Origin of the sequence: Chryseobacterium carnipullorum, assembly GCF_900142785.1 — a bacterium.
Lineage (GTDB): Bacteria > Bacteroidota > Bacteroidia > Flavobacteriales > Weeksellaceae > Chryseobacterium > Chryseobacterium carnipullorum.
On the sequence record NZ_FRCD01000006.1, the window covers coordinates 93,770 to 112,241 of the forward strand.

At 37.4% G+C, this 18,472-nt stretch carries 17 protein-coding genes; 6 read left to right on the plus strand and 11 right to left on the minus strand.

Annotated features, from left to right (window positions below; all coding sequences use genetic code 11):
• Positions 1-6 precede the first annotated feature (6 nt).
• The 3 genes from BUC06_RS08370 to BUC06_RS08380 form a co-directional block, all read right to left on the minus strand.
• Positions 7-483, minus strand: coding sequence for a hypothetical protein (locus BUC06_RS08370; RefSeq protein WP_073332414.1), 477 nt, complete (start codon positions 481-483; stop codon positions 7-9).
• 31 nt (positions 484-514) lie between these two features.
• On the minus strand, positions 515-2,398 hold the full coding sequence (locus BUC06_RS08375) for a DNA topoisomerase IV subunit B (protein WP_073332417.1): 1,884 nt from the start codon (positions 2,396-2,398) through the stop codon (positions 515-517).
• A 553-nt stretch (positions 2,399-2,951) separates the two neighbouring features.
• A complete protein-coding gene (locus tag BUC06_RS08380; protein WP_073332419.1) occupies positions 2,952-3,488 on the minus strand; it encodes a DUF2867 domain-containing protein in 537 nt (178 codons plus the stop codon).
• 510 nt (positions 3,489-3,998) lie between these two features.
• On the opposite strand from BUC06_RS08380, the gene BUC06_RS08385 reads away from it, so the two are divergent.
• Positions 3,999-5,147, plus strand: a complete 1,149-nt coding sequence (locus tag BUC06_RS08385) for a methionine aminotransferase (protein ID WP_073332422.1) — start codon at positions 3,999-4,001, stop codon at positions 5,145-5,147.
• Positions 5,148-5,150: 3 nt separating this feature from the next.
• Here BUC06_RS08385 and cls read toward each other — a convergent pair whose 3' ends face one another.
• The 3 genes from cls to BUC06_RS08400 all read right to left on the minus strand — a co-directional run bounded on the left by cls (position 5,151) and on the right by BUC06_RS08400 (position 8,587).
• Positions 5,151-6,614 carry a cardiolipin synthase gene (cls, locus tag BUC06_RS08390; protein ID WP_073332425.1) on the minus strand — a complete coding sequence of 488 codons (1,464 nt, stop codon included), beginning with the start codon at positions 6,612-6,614 and terminating at the stop codon, positions 5,151-5,153.
• Positions 6,615-6,784: 170 nt separating this feature from the next.
• Complete coding sequence (locus tag BUC06_RS08395; RefSeq protein WP_073332428.1) at positions 6,785-7,549, minus strand: SDR family NAD(P)-dependent oxidoreductase; 765 nt, start codon at positions 7,547-7,549, stop codon at positions 6,785-6,787.
• Positions 7,550-7,648: 99 nt separating this feature from the next.
• Complete coding sequence (locus tag BUC06_RS08400; RefSeq protein ID WP_073332430.1) at positions 7,649-8,587, minus strand: helix-turn-helix domain-containing protein; 939 nt, start codon at positions 8,585-8,587, stop codon at positions 7,649-7,651.
• Between the two features lie 476 nt (positions 8,588-9,063).
• Between BUC06_RS08400 and BUC06_RS23525 the strand changes: the two genes are divergently transcribed.
• The 3 genes from BUC06_RS23525 to BUC06_RS23790 all read left to right on the plus strand — a co-directional run bounded on the left by BUC06_RS23525 (position 9,064) and on the right by BUC06_RS23790 (position 10,025).
• Positions 9,064-9,228 (plus strand): bacteriocin, encoded by a 165-nt coding sequence (locus tag BUC06_RS23525; protein WP_123880403.1) that lies wholly within the window; start codon positions 9,064-9,066, stop codon positions 9,226-9,228.
• Between the two features lie 141 nt (positions 9,229-9,369).
• Positions 9,370-9,552: a bacteriocin gene (locus BUC06_RS23530; protein ID WP_139263332.1), complete on the plus strand. Its 183-nt coding sequence runs from the start codon at positions 9,370-9,372 to the stop codon at positions 9,550-9,552.
• Between the two features lie 305 nt (positions 9,553-9,857).
• Positions 9,858-10,025, plus strand: coding sequence for a hypothetical protein (locus BUC06_RS23790; RefSeq protein WP_167367409.1), 168 nt, complete (start codon positions 9,858-9,860; stop codon positions 10,023-10,025).
• A gap of 87 nt (positions 10,026-10,112) precedes the next feature.
• Here the strand turns inward: BUC06_RS23790 and ychF are convergent, their stop codons facing one another.
• Entirely contained in the window at positions 10,113-11,204 is a 1,092-nt protein-coding gene (ychF, locus tag BUC06_RS08410) for a redox-regulated ATPase YchF (protein WP_073332433.1), read from the minus strand.
• Positions 11,205-11,401: 197 nt separating this feature from the next.
• Positions 11,402-11,953 (minus strand): ferritin, encoded by a 552-nt coding sequence (locus tag BUC06_RS08415; protein WP_073332436.1) that lies wholly within the window; start codon positions 11,951-11,953, stop codon positions 11,402-11,404.
• Positions 11,954-12,162: 209 nt separating this feature from the next.
• Here BUC06_RS08415 and BUC06_RS23795 point away from each other — a divergent pair, with 209 nt between their 5' ends.
• Positions 12,163-12,330 carry a bacteriocin-like protein gene (locus BUC06_RS23795; RefSeq protein ID WP_167367410.1) on the plus strand — a complete coding sequence of 56 codons (168 nt, stop codon included), beginning with the start codon at positions 12,163-12,165 and terminating at the stop codon, positions 12,328-12,330.
• A gap of 142 nt (positions 12,331-12,472) precedes the next feature.
• On the opposite strand, the gene BUC06_RS08420 is transcribed toward BUC06_RS23795, so the two are convergent.
• Together BUC06_RS08420 and typA are read right to left on the minus strand one after the other, a co-directional pair.
• Positions 12,473-14,083, minus strand: a complete 1,611-nt coding sequence (locus BUC06_RS08420; RefSeq protein ID WP_073332438.1) for a glycoside hydrolase family 10-like protein — start codon at positions 14,081-14,083, stop codon at positions 12,473-12,475.
• A 125-nt stretch (positions 14,084-14,208) separates the two neighbouring features.
• Positions 14,209-16,014, minus strand: a complete 1,806-nt coding sequence (gene typA / locus BUC06_RS08425) for a translational GTPase TypA (protein WP_073332441.1) — start codon at positions 16,012-16,014, stop codon at positions 14,209-14,211.
• Between the two features lie 213 nt (positions 16,015-16,227).
• Between typA and BUC06_RS08430 the strand changes: the two genes are divergently transcribed.
• Positions 16,228-18,060, plus strand: coding sequence for a hypothetical protein (locus BUC06_RS08430; RefSeq protein WP_073332444.1), 1,833 nt, complete (start codon positions 16,228-16,230; stop codon positions 18,058-18,060).
• 32 nt (positions 18,061-18,092) lie between these two features.
• Here BUC06_RS08430 and BUC06_RS08435 read toward each other — a convergent pair whose 3' ends face one another.
• The gene (locus BUC06_RS08435) at positions 18,093-18,410 is read right to left on the minus strand and encodes a DUF1294 domain-containing protein (RefSeq protein ID WP_228423656.1); all 318 of its coding nucleotides are present in this window, start codon (positions 18,408-18,410) and stop codon (positions 18,093-18,095) included.
• Between the last annotated feature and the right edge of the window lie 62 nt (positions 18,411-18,472).

The following is an 18,472-nucleotide window of genomic DNA, read 5'->3' on the forward strand; positions in this document are numbered from 1 at the left end:
CTGTTTTTAATCATTTTTCTCCTCATTCGCTTTTACGACTTTATTCAGAGAGATTTTTAAATCGTTTACTTCTTTTTGGCTCAAATAGGATATTTCATACTTGAGTATGGTAGAACCGCTGTTTTTACTTGAGATGGTAACATATAACCTTTTGATAAAAAACACACTTACCATTTCATACCTGATCAGTTTATACTTCGGAAATTCATCATGAAGCGGTTTATCCATGAAAGGAATAATGTTCCTGTTCTTAAAGTTCAGCGCTTCTCCATCACTGTCATACTCAAAGATCTGTCTGCCGTTGAGGTGAAAAACCACCAGCAGTAAGATCGGAAGAATAAGAAGTACATAACTTTCTTTTCCTACAGCCTGAAACCTGTATTCATTAAGTAAAAATGCAGCAATCCCAAATACGACCAACATCAGCAGCAGCGAATGCATAAAATTATAAACTGAAGCTTTGTTGCGGTTGCTAAGTCTCATTTCTGGTTTTTATGTTTATTAGTTTATTTTTTTAATCAGCATCTGTATCCAGCATCTCTTTCTTATCAATGTCCGGATCTTCCACTACCAGATTTTCAAGGATAAACACCTGTCTGTCTGGGGTATTTTTTCCCATATAGAATTCCAGCAGCTGGTCTATCGTCTGGTCTTTACCAATCACAACAGGTTCAAGACGAATATCTTTTCCGATGAAATGTTTGAATTCATCGGGAGAAATCTCTCCAAGTCCCTTGAATCGTGTAATCTCAGGGTTTTTTCCAAGTTCATTCAGAGCTTTGATTCTTTCCACTTCAGAGTAGCAGTATCTTGTTTCTTTTTTATTTCTTACCCTGAACAATGGCGTCTGAAGGATATACAGGTGGCCGTTCTTGATCAGATCCGGGAAAAACTGAAGGAAGAATGTAATCATCAAAAGACGGATGTGCATTCCATCCACATCGGCATCGGTAGAGATAATAACCTGATTGTATCTTAAGTCTTCAAGGCTTTCTTCGATATTTAAGGCGGCCTGAAGAAGGTTGAACTCTTCATTTTCGTACACTACTTTTTTGGTCAGTCCATAGCAGTTCAGCGGTTTCCCTTTCAATGAGAATACAGCCTGAGTTTCCACATCTCTTGATTTTGTGATGGACCCTGATGCAGAATCTCCTTCGGTAATAAAGATCTGGGTCTCTCCTTTTCTTTCGTTTTTCTGATCGTTATAATGCTGTCTGCAATCACGCAATTTTTTGTTGTGCAGAGATACTTTTTTGGCTCTTTCCCTCGCCAGTTTCTGGATTCCTGAAAGTTCTTTTCTTTCTCTTTCAGAAATAAGGATCTTCCTTTGGATAGACTCAGCAATTTCCGGATTTTTATGAAGAAAATTATCAAGTTTACTTTTCAGAAAATCAATGATAAATGTTCTTACAGTAGGTCCGTTGGGGCCCATATCATTAGATCCCAGCTTTGTTTTGGTCTGGGATTCAAATACAGGTTCTTCTACGTTGATAGAGATCGCCGCAATGATCGATTTTCTGATATCTGAGGCATCAAAATTCTTATTGAAGAACTCACGGATTGTTTTTACATACGCTTCACGGAAGGCATTAAGGTGTGTTCCTCCCTGCGTGGTATTCTGGCCGTTTACGAAGGAAAAATAGGTTTCAGTCTGCGATTTGTCAGAATGGGTAATCGCTAATTCTATATCGGTGTCTTTCAGGTGAACGATAGGATACAGAATTTCATTTTCCATTTCCTCTTCCAGAAGGTCTTTAAGACCATTTTCAGAATAATAGGTTTCTCCGTTGAACAAAATTTTCAATCCCGGATTAAGATAGGCGTAATTACGCAGCATCTTGGCTATATATTCTTTTCTATACTTGAAATGAAGGAAGATATCACCGTCAGGAACGAAAGAGATTTCAGTCCCGTTTCGGTCTGAGGTATCTTTCTCCTCGTGGTTTTCTGTGATCAATCCTCTTGAAAATTCTGCCATCTTCATTTTTCCGTCACGGAAGGATCTTACGCGGAAATATTCAGAAAGTGCGTTAACGGCTTTGGTACCTACCCCATTCAATCCCACTGATTTTTTGAAGGCTTTACTGTCATATTTACCCCCCGTATTCATTTTAGAAACAGCATCTACAACCTTTCCCAGCGGGATTCCACGGCCAAAGTCACGGATACTGACTTTACCGTCGTCTACTTTTATTTCAATTCTTTTTCCTGACCTCATTCTGAACTCATCAATAGAGTTGTCCAGAATTTCTTTCAGCAGAATGTAAATACCGTCGTCCGCAGAGGAGCCGTCTCCGAGCTTCCCGATATACATTCCGGGGCGCAGACGGATGTGTTCCTGCCAGTCGAGGGTTCTGATATTATCTTCGGAGTAGATTGGATTTATTTCTTGTGACATATATGATTTCAGCAAACATACAAAAGTACGAAATTGTACAAAAATATCCGAATTTTTTCCATTCGATTTTTATCAACATCTAATCTTAAACATTGCACTGTTATCAATCAAATTATATATTTACAGCATTATTCAATATCACGTGAAAAAAATAATTCTTTTATGCTTATTTTATTTCATTTTGTTATCCTCATCATTATATTTTGCACAAATTCCCGGAATGGTCAATTATAATGAAGAGGATGATCTGAATAATTCAAATACCTATTCCCTGAGCCAGGATCGAAGTGGATTTCTTTGGATTGGAAAGTGACAATGGAATTTTCCGGTTTGATGGAAAGAAACTCAAGTATTTCAACAATAAACAAGGGCTAAACATTCAGACAGCTTTCTGATACTCATATCATTCTTGAGATCCATGATCTTACTGAAAAAGAACAAAGACCTCGAACCCGGATCAAACTTTATATACCATCTTATGAAAACCAAAACATAAGTATGCACTGAAAATTTAGAATAAAATTTTTGATGAGAAATTTCACTTCTTCTGTTTTTATTTCTCTTCCAGTTTTATAATCATCTTTTTAAGCATCACCGGGACAATTAACTGATGGAAAGGACGTACGGGCAGGAAATACAATATTCCCATCCAGTTATGGTATTTTACAGTCGTTGAAATCGTTAGAGAGTTTTTTCCGGTATTTCGTTTGGCTTTATCATAAAGAACAGAAACTCTGAAATCGAGATGCTTATCATTTTCTCCCATGATAATTTCATTTTCTGTCTTATCAAATATTTTGAAAATTCCCACCTGTTGCCCCACTTCAAGTTTAAGATCCCCGGGATCCTGTATTTTGCTGCGATCTGTTCCGGTTTTCAATCCAAACATTTTAACGATGCTGTTTCTGAAGGCGAACATTTTCTTCCCCCACTGAGGCGTACTGGAGAAAAAAGCCTTGCCTATCTCTGCGGTAGTAATGTTTCCATCTGCATTAAGTACTTCTCCCATAAAACTGTCTGTATAATCGAATATTACTTTTTCTCTGGACAGAGCAGATTCTTTGGGAAATTCAGTTTTTTTTATCTTCATGGTACTGATTTTAAGGTCATTTAGTCTTTGTTCTGACAAATGTAAGTGGCTTTGTGCAGAAAAGAAGTGAGCAATCTCAGCTTTCCGCTAAAATATATTGGAAATATGGTTTCAATCAGATAGTGAAATACTACACTTAACTTCCATTTAATAAAACTTATTAGAAAATAGACCAAACTTACCAATTCACATCATGAGAGATTTTAAAATCTCTTAAATCTATTAAAAACTAAAAAGTGCTCATCGACATTGATAAAGTAAGAGCTGAATATTTGGCAGAGCATTTTTATGATAAAAAGTTTTTCAAAAAACATTTGGTTTCTCTCGCAGGACGGGGAAATTCCACCGTTATGTTCTGAGGAATTCTTGGCTATATCAGAATCCATGATCCTCTTTTAAATAAAGCACAAATAAGCAGGGGGTCGTTTCAAAAGAAACGGCCTTTTTTATTAGGGCCTGTTTCAGGATTGCAAAAAATGAATTAAATTCGGTTACCTAAAACAGATCTTCATGATACAACTTCCTTTGTCTAAACTTTCAAATGTAGGAACTACCATTTTCAGCCAGATGACGCAGCTTGCCAATGAAAATGAGGCCATCAATCTTTCACAGGGATTTCCGGACTTTATGCCGGACTCAGAACTGCTGGATCATGTAGACTATTTCATCAAAAAAGGTTTTAATCAGTATGCGCCATTGGGAGGAATGATGCCATTGAAGGAAGAGATCGCCAGAAAAATCGAGAACAGTCATCACGCCATCTATCATCCTGATTCCGAAATAACGGTGACGGCAGGAGGAACCCAGGCCATTTTCACAGCGATTGCCACGTTTGTAAAAAAAGATGACGAAGTCATTATTTTTGAACCTGCTTACGACTGTTACGAGCCTACTGTAGAGCTTTTCGGAGGAATTGTAAAGCGTTTTGAAATGAAAGCGCCGGACTACGAAATCGACTGGAATGCGGTAAAAGGTCTGGTAAGTAATAAAACAAAAATGATTATTCTCAACAATCCGAACAACCCTTCAGGAAAGATTTTAAAGGAAAAAGACCTGCAGGAATTGGTGGAGATTGTAAAGAATACTTCCATCCTGATTTTAAGTGACGAGGTATATGAAAATATTGTCTTTGATGGAAAAAAGCATGTAAGCATCTGTCAATATCCTGAACTTAAAGAAAGAAGCCTTCTTGTGGCCTCATTCGGGAAACTCTTTCATGTCACCGGCTGGAAAACCGGCTATTGTGCAGCGCCTAAAAATCTTAGTGACGAATTCAGAAAAGTTCATCAGTTCAATGTTTTCTGTGTAAACACTCCTATTCAGCTGGCGCTGGCGGAATACATGAAAAATGATGATCATTATCGTCATTTGAATACTTTTTTTCAGGAAAAGAGAGACTTTCTGAGAAAAGGGCTTGAAGGGACATCTTTCGGCCTTCTGGATTGTGAAGGAACGTATTTCCAGGCCCTGACTTATGATAAAATTTCGGATAAAAACGATTTTGATTTCGCTTCCGAGCTGACAATCAGTCATAAAGTCGCTAGTGTTCCTTTTTCATCGTTCTATAAAAATAAAAGAAATGATCATGTGATCAGACTGTGTTTTGCTAAAAAGCAGGAAACTCTGGAAAGAGCCATAGACCATCTTTCCCGACTCTAAATCCTATATAAGGGGAGAAAGCAATCTGGCCAGATGTTCAAAGAAGACTTTGTATTTTGGCCTTTTCTTCCATGAATCAAGATGGATTTCCTCGCAGTCATTCATATCTTCACGAAACAGGTCCTGAAGCTTTCCGTTGATCTTTTGATCAAAAACCAAAGCATTGACCTCAAAATTCAGTTCCTGACTTCTGACATCCATATTGGCGGTTCCTACAGAGGAGAATATATCGTCAATAAGCATTGTTTTAGCATGAATAAACCCTTTTTTGTAAAAGAAAACCCTCACTTTATTCTCCAGAAGTTCCTCGTAATAAGAGTAAGCAGCAGCGTTCACCACGATTGAATCGCCTGATTTGGGAACCATCAACCTCACATCTACTCCGGAAAGAGCCGCCTGTTTAATGGCGTTGAATACGGTTTCCACGGGGATGAAGTAAGGCGTCACAATATAGATTCTTTTTTTGGCAGAAAGTATGGCAGATGTTGTACTCAGCATTATAGAAGGTTGGGTATCCGGTCCGCTGGCTGCCGTTTGGATAAGGGAACTGCCCTCTTCAAGGCTTTTGGTAAAATAGAGTTGGGAGATCTCAGGGATTTTTTCCGTTGCAAAGATCCAGTTGCTGAAAAATAAAAACTGAAAATAAAAAGCAGCTTCTCCTTTCATATACAGATGAACATCTCTCCAATACTGTTTAGGATTGGGATTAATATATTTATCCGAGACATTAATTCCACCCGTAAAAACTTCAGCTCCGTCTACAATAATAATTTTTCGGTGATCCCTGTAATTGACTCTGTTGGCCAGAAGCCTGAATGTGATTTTATTAACGGGAGATACTTCTATTGACGCGTCTTTAAGTCTTTGCAAGAGTTTCTTTCCAATTTTCCCACTGCCCATGTCATCATATAGAAAACGGACTTTTACGCCTTGTCCGGCCTTCTTAATAAGTAAATCCGCAAGTCTGTTGCCTATTGAATCATTATCATAAATATAATATTCAAGATGGATATGATGAACGGCTTTTTCAAGAACCTCAAAAACCTTTTCAAATTTTCCTTCTCCATTTACCAGAATTTCTGCATAATTCCCCTGAGATAACGGGGAGTGACCGGCATTATAAAGAAAATTAACTGTGGTCAGAAATTGATCCATCTGCTGCTGATGACTTTCCAGCGTTTTGTGATGGGTTTCGCGGATGTAGGTGCTTACAGCCTTGTAGACCTGCTCGTTTCTCTCTATTTTAAAGGTGTAAAATTTATTTTTCCTGTAATTAACGCCAAAAACAAAATAGATGATTATTCCCAGTACCGGAAGAAAAATAATCAGCATGAGATACGCAAGTGTCTTACTCGTATTACGGGTATCCATGATAATTTTTCCTGCCAGAAAAATAATTCCGATCAGATAAAGACCTTCAAGTCCCAGAAGAATGTACGGAAACTGATCGAAAAATTCTTTAAGCATACTTTTGGAACTTTGTGTATACTAAAGGTAAGTAAAAAGAGGAAAAGAAATAGGGGCTTACATAATAAAAAATGTACCATCAGCGCTATTTCAAAACTGGTGGTACATTTTAAACTGTATATTAAATGAAGATTTCTTTGCTGCTTCGCAACAACATAAGATTTCTCTTTCTATAAAAACATTCCTCCGGACGCTTCTATTCTCTGTCCGTTGATCCAGCCTGCATCATCGGTACATAGGAATGCAACTACCCCGCCGATATCATCCGGAAGACCGGCTCTTCCTAAGGCTGTAATATTGGAAATCATTGAATTAACATTTTGGTCGTCCCGCGTTCTTCCCCCTCCGAAATCGGTTTCAATAGCTCCCGGTGCGATGACATTGGCTTTAATTTTACGCGATCCCAATTCTTTTGCCATATATTTTGTGAGCATTTCCACACCCGCTTTCATAGAACCGTAAACAGATGATCCCGGCAGGGCAAATCTGGCGAGTCCTGATGAGATATTGATGATTCCACCTCCATCATTGATGAAAGGAATCATTTTCTGTGTCAGAAAGAAAACTCCTTTGAGGTGGATATTGACCATATCATCAAATTGTTCTTCTGTAGTTTCCGTAATAGGAGAATATAATGCTGTTCCTGCATTATTAATAAGAAAATCAATATTTGAACTTCCAGTTTCTGCTTCCAGATGATCGGTCATATTTTTTATCAATGCATCAAAGCTTTTTACCTCTCTGGTATCCAGCTGGAATGCTGCTGCTTTCTGACCGATAGCCTTTATTTCATTCACTACAGCATCCGCTTCTTCTCTGCTGTTTTTATAGGTGATCATAACATCTAATCCTTTTTGAGCGATTTTAAGAGCTGCATTTTTTCCAAGTCCGCGGCTTCCACCGGTTACGAGTGCAATTTTTGTTTTTGTATTCATCTTTTTATCTTATTATGATCAATAATTAATGGTACAAAGTTGGAAAATTTTGCTGAATACAAGGTTGCCTGAATCAATCTGAAATTTGCACAATTCAAATCATGAACGAAATTCCATTGGGGTAAAAGATGTTTTTCTTTTAAAAAAGTTGGAAAAGTGGGCCAATTCTTCAAAACCCAATGCATAGGAAATTTCTGATACATTCCATTTGGTTTGTCGCAGAAGAATCTTGGCTTCCTGAATCATCCGGTCTGCAATACATTCTGTCGTTGTTTTTCCGGTACTTTCCTTTATTTTTTTATTTAAATAATTTACATGCACAGCAAGCCTGTCGGCGTAGTCTTTTGCTGTTTTCAACTGGAGTCGATGTTCCGAAGATTCAATAGGAAACTGCCTTTCCAGAAGTTCTATGAATAAAGTAACGACCCTTAATGAAGCATCATTTGAGGAAGAGAGTTTGGCGGCAGGCTGCAGTTTCTGTCCGTAGTGAATCAGTTCCAGAACATAGTTTCGGATGAGATCATATTTGAAAACATAATCGGAAGCTATTTCCTTTTTTATTTTGGTGAAAAGAGATTCTATTTCGTCTGCCATTTCATCTTCAATTTCAAATAACGGAACATTTCCGGGCTGAAACAGGGGTAATTCTTCCAAGGAGAACTGAGATTGCGCTTTAATAAAGAAGTCTTCTGTAAATACACAAAAACTTCCCGACTGATCAGGATCTTCCGGCACCCAGTGATAGGGAACTTTCGGAGTAGCAAATAATAAAGCATTTTTCTTAATCGCAATAATCTTGTCTGCATATTCTGCCCTGTTTCGCCCCCTGATTAAACTGATCTTATAGTATTTTCTTCTGTTGTAGGGCATTTCCGAAGTGGCTTTTGCCCTTTCAATAGTTTGTCTGATGTCGAATACATTAAAGTGTCCGATCTCTTTATGGAGTCCTTTTGGAAAAACACTTTCAAGATCTTTTCCCAGCTTGCCGGTCATCTCTTTATAAAAATCTTCAAGGGATGCGTGTGCTATTTTTTCCATAACTGACGGTTTGTAAAATTCAAATATACAAAGTTGATGGGATATGAAAATTAAAAACATAAAAATTTTAAAATGAGATCATCTACCTATTTTTTATACCTTAGGTTAACTCAACAACATCATATTATTATGAAAAATTAAATTTTAGAAAAAGGAAAAAAGTTAAACAAGAGAGAACTGAGAGGTATTACCGGCGGATTAATGATGTGCCTTGATCCCAAAACCAATCAGTGCCGGATTTTTTCAAAAGGCTGCGCGGACCCTCAATGCCGTCTCTCTTTATTGGATTAGATCCTGAAGCAAAAATACCACTCCTCACCGGAGTGTTTTTTTATGAATATCCTAATTTAATCAGGATTAAACCTCTATTAAATCACCATTCTCTTTACTTATTTAAATATTTGTCATGATATTGTGATATAATATCAATTATTTTTTCTACTTTAGTTAAATCTAATACACTAAAAATCAAAACAATGAAAAATCAAGAATTACCAAAAGGAAAAAAACTGAACAAAAAGCAATTAAGAAGCATCACTGGAGGATTAATGGACTGCATTGATCCTATGACCGGAGGCTGCAGAAAAGTATCAATAGGCTGTGCACAATTGCAGTGCAGACCTACAATAGATCCTTTATAAAAAATATAAAAGCTGTTCAGTTAATGAATGGCTTTTGTTTTTAAATCATCCAATATAATTTTAATGTATTTTTTCCTCATCAAATACTATACTGATGTTTTCCTCATCTTCGTTTTCAACCAATTCATTAAAATCAAAATAATGAAAAATATAAGTTTACAAAGCGCGAAAAGATTAAGCAAGAAAGAACTTAAAACTATTGCAGGCGGTAAGCTATACTGCCTGAGACCCAACCCTTGCATGGAACCTTGTGAACAGGCTCCTTCCCCGACCTGTACGTTAATTTCTGTCAGCTGCGTAGAAATAGAATGCAGACCACAATAATTCTCATCAATAATATAAAAACTGATCAACAACAAGTAAAACTAAAAATCATGAACACAATATTTTTACATGCGAAAAAACTCACAAAAAAAAGAACTTAAAACTATTGCAGGCGGTAAACTGGACTGTCTGAGATCAAATCCTTGCATGGAACCGTGTGAACAGATTTATCCCGGTACCTGCACGCGAATTTCTATTAACTGCACACAAATAGATTGCAGACCCCAGATTATCGATACATCACAACAGTAAACTTTATTTATAAAACCATAGAATTAAATTCAACAAACCAAAAATCAAACCTCATGAAAAATCAAAATTTAAACAACGGAAAAAAATTAAACAAAAGAGAATTAAGAACAATTGTTGGCGGAAAGGAGATGTGCGTTGACCATTCTACAGGAGAATGCAGAAAATATGGAAGAACATGTGCTGAACTGAGATGCCAGTTGATCATCATAGATCCTATTTAATTTTAAAATACAGTACCAATGCAAAAAGCGCTCCCACAATGTATTGTAGAAGCGCTTTTCTATTATATAACTAACTTTAATATATTCTTATACGTTGAATCTGAAGTGCATGATGTCACCATCCTGAACGATATATTCTTTACCTTCCACAGAAAGTTTTCCTGCTTCTTTGATTTTTACCTCAGAACCGTACGTTACATAGTCATCAAATTTGATTACTTCTGCACGGATAAACCCTTTTTCGAAATCTGTGTGGATCACACCTGCTGCCTGAGGCGCAGTCCATCCCTGTCCGATGGTCCATGCTCTTACCTCTTTGACCCCAGCGGTAAAGTAAGTCTGAAGCTTTAATAAGTCGTACGCTTTTCTGATCAAACGGTTTACACCGGGCTCTTCAAGACCCAATTCTTCAAGGAAGATTTCTCTTTCTTCAAATGTTTCCAGTTCATTGATGTCTGCCTCGATCTGTGCAGCCAATACCACTACTTCAGCGCCTTCATTTTTGGCCATTGCTTCGATCTTTCCTATCCATTCGTTTCCGTTTTTAATAGAGTTCTCGTCTACGTTACAAACGTATAAAACAGGCTTTTTAGTTAAAAGCTGGATATCATCGATGATAGCCTGTGTCATATCATTAACCGGAAATTCTCTTGCATTTTTCCCGTCTTCAATAAATTTTTCCAGGTTTTGAAGGGTTTCATAGACAAGGATATCGTCTTTCTTTCCGGATTTGATGAATTTTTTAGCTTTATCCACTGCTTTTCCTACAGTTTCAAGGTCTTTCAACTGCAGCTCGATGTCGATAATTTCCTTATCTCTCATTGGGTCTACTGAACCTTCAACGTGGATGATATTTCCATTGTCAAAACATCTTAAAACATGGATGATTGCTTCACATTCGCGGATATTGGCAAGGAACTGATTTCCCAGTCCTTCTCCTTTGCTGGCACCTTTTACAAGACCTGCAATGTCAACGATTTCAACTACAGCCGGCAATACTCTTTCAGGATTAACTAATTTTTCCAGCTCAAAAAGTCTGTGATCCGGTACAGAAACCGTTCCTAAGTTCGGTTCTATGGTACAGAAAGGATAGTTAGCGGATTGTGCTTTAGCATTGCTTAAGCAGTTAAAAAGAGTTGATTTACCTACATTCGGAAGGCCTACAATTCCACATTTCATATTGTAAAATTCAAAGTTTAATGTTCAATGATACTGTTTCAGGGTTCAAGGTCTCATCTTTAAAGTTTGTCCTTTATCAACTGTAGACCACTGAACTTTCAGCCTGCAAAGGTAGTGATTTTAAAGAGAGATTCATAATAAAAAAATCTGTCAGTATTCTGACAGATTTTTAATCAATTTTTCTTCACCAATCGGTTTTATGGATTCTCTCCGGTAGCCTCCTGAGCCAGCGGAACGTCATTGGGTGTATTTTGTAGTGCTTTATCCAAAGTAAATAATGATTCATCGGTTGCTCTGTCGCCTCCTGCAATCTTCAATTTATCGATCAGGTTGGCCGCCAGAGTTTCCTCTTCGATCTGCTCCTGAACAAACCACTGCATGAAATTCCAGGTCGCCCAGTCTTTTTCCTCTAACGACATATCTACAATCTTGTAAATCGCTGTGGTATTGTCAACTTCATGTTTAAAAACATTGTCAAAACATTCGGTTAATGATTGAGGATCGGAAGGCGGAGCAGGAATGGCATCTACTTTTGGTTTTCCACCTCTGTTCAATACGTACTCCATGAATTTAATGGAATGGTTTCTTTCTTCCTGCGAATGTCTGTAAAGGAAATTGGCAATTCCCTGGTATCCTTTGTCATCTGCCCATATTCCATACGATAGAAAAATGTGTGATGCGTGAATCTCTTTGTTCATCTGATCACTTAATGCTTTTTCAATAGTCGCGGAAAGTCTGTTGGTATTCATAATGCTATATTTTTGTGATTATGGGAATAATGATGCAAAAATGGTTCCGTGAAGAATATTAATTTTAATCAAAACATTAAAACACCTTTACAATTCACTGAAATACATCAATTTAAACTTATAATTTATAGTTATTCTAAAATAAAAACAAGGTAAATGACGACAATTATTCATACTTTAGAATGGTATTAACCATCCAAACTATGATCATGAAAAATTTCAAAAAATTAGACCGCAACGAGCTAAAAGCTATTTCAGGCGATGGATTGCTTGATCCTGTGTGTAAACTGATCTGTACCCTGGCAGATTCTGGACTTCTCAATCTTACGGATGTTCAGGTACTTTTATGTCCTGATCTGGATTGTTTAAACTTGTAAGAATGATTCTCGTTTAACGATCTTAAAGGAAAACAAAAATAAAACCAGCTCTTCTGAACTGGTTTTGTTATTTCTTTATTACAGAAAGGATTCAATATTGACTAATGAAAAAACTATCTTTATGAAAATAAATTCTATATTTTTATTTTACTTTTCTGGCGGTATAATCACTTTCGTTTCCGAGTCGGTCAACAGCTTTTATCGCGACTGCATTTAATTTTCTACCGTCTTTATTTTTCGGAATATCCCTTGAAAGGGTATCCAGCGTAAGGATTTCTGTTTCCCATGCTCCGTTATATTGAGTAAAAAGGATCCACTGGAATACTTGTCCTATATTTTTGATGCTCCAGCTGGTTTTTACAGCGTTCCCATTATCAGCAACAAATATGGTAGGCGTCTGTAATGGAACTGATTTAATCCAAGGTGTTTTCGGAACCAGTGCCTTATCTTTGTAGGGTCCGTTTTTCAAAACAGGAAGCATATTAGGATTTTTCGTCAGTCCGGCAATACTCCAATGAATTTCTCCGGCATCGTTTTTTAAGATCTGTCTTGAAATGTCAATCTGATTTTTAATTTCGGTCGGACGGTCGGATACTTTGATCTCAACGGTGTTAAGCCCCGGCCACAAATGACGGTTCATGGTATTTTCAGATTTCCACCAATTCAATAACGCTTCAAAGCTCTGCCCTTTTGAATCGATAGGCCAATAAAGCTGTGGCGAGAAATAATCTACCCAACCTTTATTCAGCCATAATTTAGCATCAGCATACAGTTCATCATATTGAGATGATCCCACGATTCCCGCGGGATATCCTGGTTTCCAGATCCCAAACGGACTGATCCCGAATTTTACATAATTTTTCTCTGCGTGAATCTCCTTATAAATTCTTTCAACAAATCGGTTGACGTTGTCTCTTCTCCAGTCGGGTCTCGACAATGTTCCTCCGTTTCTTAAATATTCATTCCAGCTTGCGTTATCAGGAAAATCGGCTCCCCTGTTATAAGTAGCATAAGGATAGAAATAGTCGTCAAAATGAACTGCATCTATATCATATCTTTTCACAATATCTTTAACGACATTGGAAACATGGCCCTGGGTTTTTGGGTTGGCAGGATCGAACCAATACATTCCGTTCTTTAATTTAATCACAATATCGGAGAGCTTGCTGGCCATAGACAGGCTGTTTACAGCTCCACCGTTCGAGTGATGAGCACGGTAAGGATTTAACCAGACATGAAGCTCTAAACCTCTCTTATGAGCTTCCTCAATCCAAACCTGAAGGGGATCATAATTCGGATAAGGAGCTGTTCCGGTTTGTCCGGTCAGAAAGTACGACCATGGCTCTATATTGCTTGTATAAAGCGCATCTGCAGATGGTCTGATCTGGAAGATCGCGGCATTGAAGTTATTGTCTTTCAGCATATCGAGCATGCTGATGGCTTCTGCTTTCTGCTGGTCAACCGTTAAATTATTTCTTGATGGCCAGTTGATATTGGCTACACTGGCAATCCAGGCTGCGCGGAATTCTCTTTTAACTTCCGGGAGTGTGGTTCTGAAGTTTTCCTCAGCGGGAGGTATTGCAGTTACAGGCTTGGGTGCAGTAACGGTCTCTTTGGTTTTTGATGTATTGCCGTTTGGCTTGGCTGTATTTTTTGTGGGTGTTGATTTTACAGTATTGCTTTGTACGGAACAACTGGCGCATGATGCAAAAATTCCGGCAAAAACAGTAAGTTTTATAATATTCATTCTCATCGTTTGCAAACTACTTTAGATTTATTTTTTGTAAGAGATTATTGTGCCAAAATAAACATTTTACGAGATAGTCTCATAAAAAAAGCCCCGAAAAATTCGAGGCTTTTCTATGATATAAGAATTTCTTAAGCTTTCGCTGATCTTTCTACTCTTTTTCTTTCTTCTTCAGAAAGGATTTTCTTTCTCATACGGATAAAGTTTGGAGTTACCTCGATCGCTTCATCACTCTGGATATATTCCATACATTCTTCAAGAGAGAATAAGATTTTTGGAGCAACACCAGTATCTTTATCTTTACCTGAAGCACGCATGTTGTTCAATTGTTTTGCTTCAACGATATTGATTACCAGGTCACCAGGCTTGTTTTGCTCACCGATGATCATACCTCCGTAGATTTCCTCACCCGGATCTACATAGAACTTACCTCTATCCTGTAGTTTAGCGATAGAATATTCTGTAGCCGGACCTTGAGTCTTACTCACCAATACTCCATTACTTCTTCCAGGAATAGCCCCTTTGAAAGGCTTATATTCTGTGAAACGGTGCGCCATAATAGCTTCACCAGCAGTGGCAGTCAACATTTGAGAACGCAATCCGATCAAACCTCTTGAAGGAATTTCGAATTCCATGTGCTGCATCTCTCCTTTAGTTTCCATAACATGAAGATCACCTTTTCTCTGAGTCGCTAAGTCGATTACTCTAGAAGCATACTCATCCGGTACGTCTACTACCAAAGATTCATAAGGCTCACATTTTTCTCCATTGATTTCTCTCAGGATAACCTGTGGCTGACCAATTGTCATTTCATATCCTTCTCTTCTCATGGTTTCAATCAAAACTGACAAGTGAAGAATACCTCTACCGAATACAAGGAAAGTGTTGGCATCATCAGTCTGCTCAACTCTTAATGCAAGGTTTTTCTCTAATTCTTTAGTTAATCTTTCTTTCAGGTGGTTTGAAGTTACATATTTACCATCCTTACCAAAGAAAGGTGAATTGTTGATAGAGAACGTCATGTTCAGCGTAGGCTCATCAATTGCCGTTCTTGGCAATGGTTCAGGAGTTTCAAGATCTACGAATGAATCACCGATCTGGAACGCGTCAAAACCTACAACAGCACAGATATCCCCTGCTTTTACTTCTGAAACTTTTTTCTTTCCTAATCCTTCAAAAACGTACAGTTCTTTTACTTTTCCTTTCAGAATTTTACCGTCTGCCTGAGCTAAACCGATCCACTGAGATTCTTTGATTTCTCCTCTGATCACTTTTCCGATCGCAATTCTTCCCAAGAAAGAAGAAAAGTCAAGAGAAACAATCTGCATCTGTAAGCTTCCTTCTTCTACTTTAGGTTCAGGAACATACTGTAAAATACCATCTAGTAATGGGAAAATATTTTCTGTCTGTTCTAATGAAGTATTGAACCAACCTTGTTTAGAAGAACCGTAGAATGTTGGGAAATCCAACTGCTCTTCAGTTGCTTCAAGGGCAAAGAATAAATCAAATACTTTATCATGAACTTCTTCAGGACGACAGTTTGGTTTATCTACTTTGTTGATTACTACCAATGGTCTAAGTCCTAATTCCAAAGCTTTCTGAAGTACAAATCTTGTTTGAGGCATCGGCCCTTCAAAGGCATCCACCAACAAGATTACTCCGTCCGCCATTTTTAAAACTCTCTCTACTTCCCCACCAAAATCGGCGTGACCAGGAGTATCGATTACGTTAATTTTAACGTCTTTATAAGTAACAGAAATATTTTTAGATAGAATGGTAATACCTCTTTCTCTTTCAAGATCGTTATTATCCATTATTAATTCTCCACTTTCCTGATTTTCTCTGAAAATGTTTGTAGCATGAATAATCTTGTCAACCAAAGTCGTCTTCCCGTGGTCAACGTGTGCGATAATCGCAATATTTCTAATGTTTTGCATGAATGATTTTTACGGGTGCAAAAATAGTGATTTCTAATGAATAATAAGCAAGAATATACATTAATTAACAAATTCATAATGAGAAATTTAAGTAAATCCTTTAAAAAAGCAGGATAAAATAACATACGTCAAGTTCTGTCGTTACGCGCATTTATCTTTGCTTCAGTAGTTTTCCTGCAGGAAACAAATTATTAACATCAAAAAACAAAAAAAATGGCAACAATTGAATTAAATGATCAGTATACCGGAGAGTGGACTGTTTTTCAAGAAGAGGTATATAAGTATGACGATATCAATCCGCTCACTCCACCAGTTCCGATCACAGCGAGTGATTGTGATGATATTATTTACAAGCAAGTAAACAACAAATTTTATCGTAGAGTATTGGTTGATGATACTGTAAATGTTCAGTGGTTCGGTGCAACAGGAGAAGGAATAGCGAGTGTAGATGACAGTATGGCGGTACTAAAAGCGTGTGAAGTAAAAAAAAACATCTATTTTCCTGCGGGCATTTACCACATTAATATTAATGTACAACATAAGGCTAAAATTTTTGGTGCTGGCAGCGGTGCTACTTTTTTGAAACCTTACGATGAGAATAAACCAATTATGATCCTCAGCAAAAACCTGGGACCATTCTGGCAGTATGCAACCACAATTGAAGGGCTAACATTTTTAGGAGAAAATAAAAAGGGATGTGGGGTCAGCATGGCAAAAGCTGTAGAATCAGAATATGAGGCTAACGACGAGAATAATAGTAATATTACTTTCAGAAATGTAGATTTTAAAAAACTGAACAAAGGGCTCCAGTGCCTGTTTGGAAATATTGGGATGGATTTTTATTCAGTAGGAATACATGACAATAAATACGGAATGTATTTTCTTGACAATAAATTTGGTAATGATTCCCAAACTATGCATGCAGGAAATAAATATTTCTACAGCGGCGAAATTTCTAACAATGAGGTAGGTATTTATATTCATAATTCAACACAGGGATTTGGCGCGGTAAGTTTCAATAATGCCATATTTGAATTTAACTATATCAATACGTATATTTATAATGATAGTAACTCGATCATACCAATCGTTATTGATTCGTGCTGGAATGAAGCATCCGGAAGTTCAACCTATTCCAATCCTGTAACTATTGATACATGGTCCGGTACAACAAAGGGTGAAAAAGTAGTCACTCCCCATGCTCATATATTTGAAGGAAAAAGCTTTACCTGCAATGTTTACAATTCATGGGTTTCTGATTATTATATCAACGGTGATAATATAATTGTGAAAGCCACCAACTGTTATACAGAATCCAGTTCAGGTGTAGGGGCTGCGCAGTCAAATGCAGTTGGTAATAACAGCTATCTGATACTCTATCGTCCAATCACCATATTTGGCCTTCCTACAGGAAACAATGTCATCATGGCAGATAGTTATGATTACAACAGACAACTCTATATCAACAGTGACACCAGCGCTTCTCTCATAAGACCTGCTATCAGTACCGCAAGGTTTAACAAAGTTACAGACATCAAAAACAAGATAAAATCTGTGACAATGAAAACTGAAGAAACACTAACGGGATCTTTCCCTCCTATACAGGGAAGCCTTGTAAATGATTCATTAATCTTTGAATCTTCCAATAAGTTTAATATCCCTTTCCCTACACTTCCTTCGGGTGGAGATCCAAATTATGAGATAAAATACATGGGACTGCAAAGCAGTGTCGTGAGTACAAATAATAATACTGGTGGTTGGTACGTGATCACCTTTGATGTAAAAGTAAATTCAGGAGATCCTACATTATTCTTATGGAACAGGAATCAATATCAGGTCATGCAGTATAAACCTACCGTCAAAAATAAATGGCAAACAGTCGTCTGTTATGCGGTTGCAGATCCCAATAATCCAAACTTAGAATTCTTTCTGGATGTTTCTGCCTTCGCTCCGGTTGAATTACAGTTATCAGCCTATCAGGTATTAAAATTTGACACTTCTATTGAAGCAAAGGCTTTTCTTGAAAGCAAAGTATATGCTTTATAAATACTACAAAACTCTCGAAAGGGAGTTTTTTTTTATACCAAAAATCTAAAAAACTTCAAATAGCAAAGGATAAGAAATCCCTGAATCAAAACCACTCCCGAAAATTTCAGCAAAAAAGATTTTTTAGATATTTTATGCCTGAAAATAAGCATCCCTACAATCGCACCTCCGGTTCCTCCCACGCATGTCAATCCTAAAAGTGTATTTTCCGGGATTCTTCTTTTATGTTGAATAGCAAGTTTTTTGTCCCACCCAAAAAAAATGATGGTGAGCAGATTTATAATGAGCAGAAGGTAGATCATGGGTGTAAAAGTAGTGAATTGTATGGTGACTTCGAGTGCCTCAGCCACCTTATATTGGTCTTTTTTGATCAGAAAATTGTCTTTTTTTCCGTTACTACGAGGACAATTAT

Coding starts and splice junctions, on each gene's coding strand:
- BUC06_RS08370 (WP_073332414.1), bottom strand. CDS start 483: ATGAGACTTAGCAACCGCAACAAAGCTTCAGTTTATAATTTTATGCAT.
- BUC06_RS08375 (WP_073332417.1), bottom strand. CDS start 2,398: ATGTCACAAGAAATAAATCCAATCTACTCCGAAGATAATATCAGAACC.
- BUC06_RS08380 (WP_073332419.1), bottom strand. CDS start 3,488: ATGAAGATAAAAAAAACTGAATTTCCCAAAGAATCTGCTCTGTCCAGA.
- BUC06_RS08385 (WP_073332422.1), top strand. CDS start 3,999: ATGATACAACTTCCTTTGTCTAAACTTTCAAATGTAGGAACTACCATT.
- cls (WP_073332425.1), bottom strand. CDS start 6,614: ATGCTTAAAGAATTTTTCGATCAGTTTCCGTACATTCTTCTGGGACTT.
- BUC06_RS08395 (WP_073332428.1), bottom strand. CDS start 7,549: ATGAATACAAAAACAAAAATTGCACTCGTAACCGGTGGAAGCCGCGGA.
- BUC06_RS08400 (WP_073332430.1), bottom strand. CDS start 8,587: ATGGAAAAAATAGCACACGCATCCCTTGAAGATTTTTATAAAGAGATG.
- BUC06_RS23525 (WP_123880403.1), top strand. CDS start 9,064: ATGAAAAATCAAGAATTACCAAAAGGAAAAAAACTGAACAAAAAGCAA.
- BUC06_RS23530 (WP_139263332.1), top strand. CDS start 9,370: ATGAAAAATATAAGTTTACAAAGCGCGAAAAGATTAAGCAAGAAAGAA.
- BUC06_RS23790 (WP_167367409.1), top strand. CDS start 9,858: ATGAAAAATCAAAATTTAAACAACGGAAAAAAATTAAACAAAAGAGAA.
- ychF (WP_073332433.1), bottom strand. CDS start 11,204: ATGAAATGTGGAATTGTAGGCCTTCCGAATGTAGGTAAATCAACTCTT.
- BUC06_RS08415 (WP_073332436.1), bottom strand. CDS start 11,953: ATGAATACCAACAGACTTTCCGCGACTATTGAAAAAGCATTAAGTGAT.
- BUC06_RS23795 (WP_167367410.1), top strand. CDS start 12,163: ATGAAAAATTTCAAAAAATTAGACCGCAACGAGCTAAAAGCTATTTCA.
- BUC06_RS08420 (WP_073332438.1), bottom strand. CDS start 14,083: ATGAGAATGAATATTATAAAACTTACTGTTTTTGCCGGAATTTTTGCA.
- typA (WP_073332441.1), bottom strand. CDS start 16,014: ATGCAAAACATTAGAAATATTGCGATTATCGCACACGTTGACCACGGG.
- BUC06_RS08430 (WP_073332444.1), top strand. CDS start 16,228: ATGGCAACAATTGAATTAAATGATCAGTATACCGGAGAGTGGACTGTT.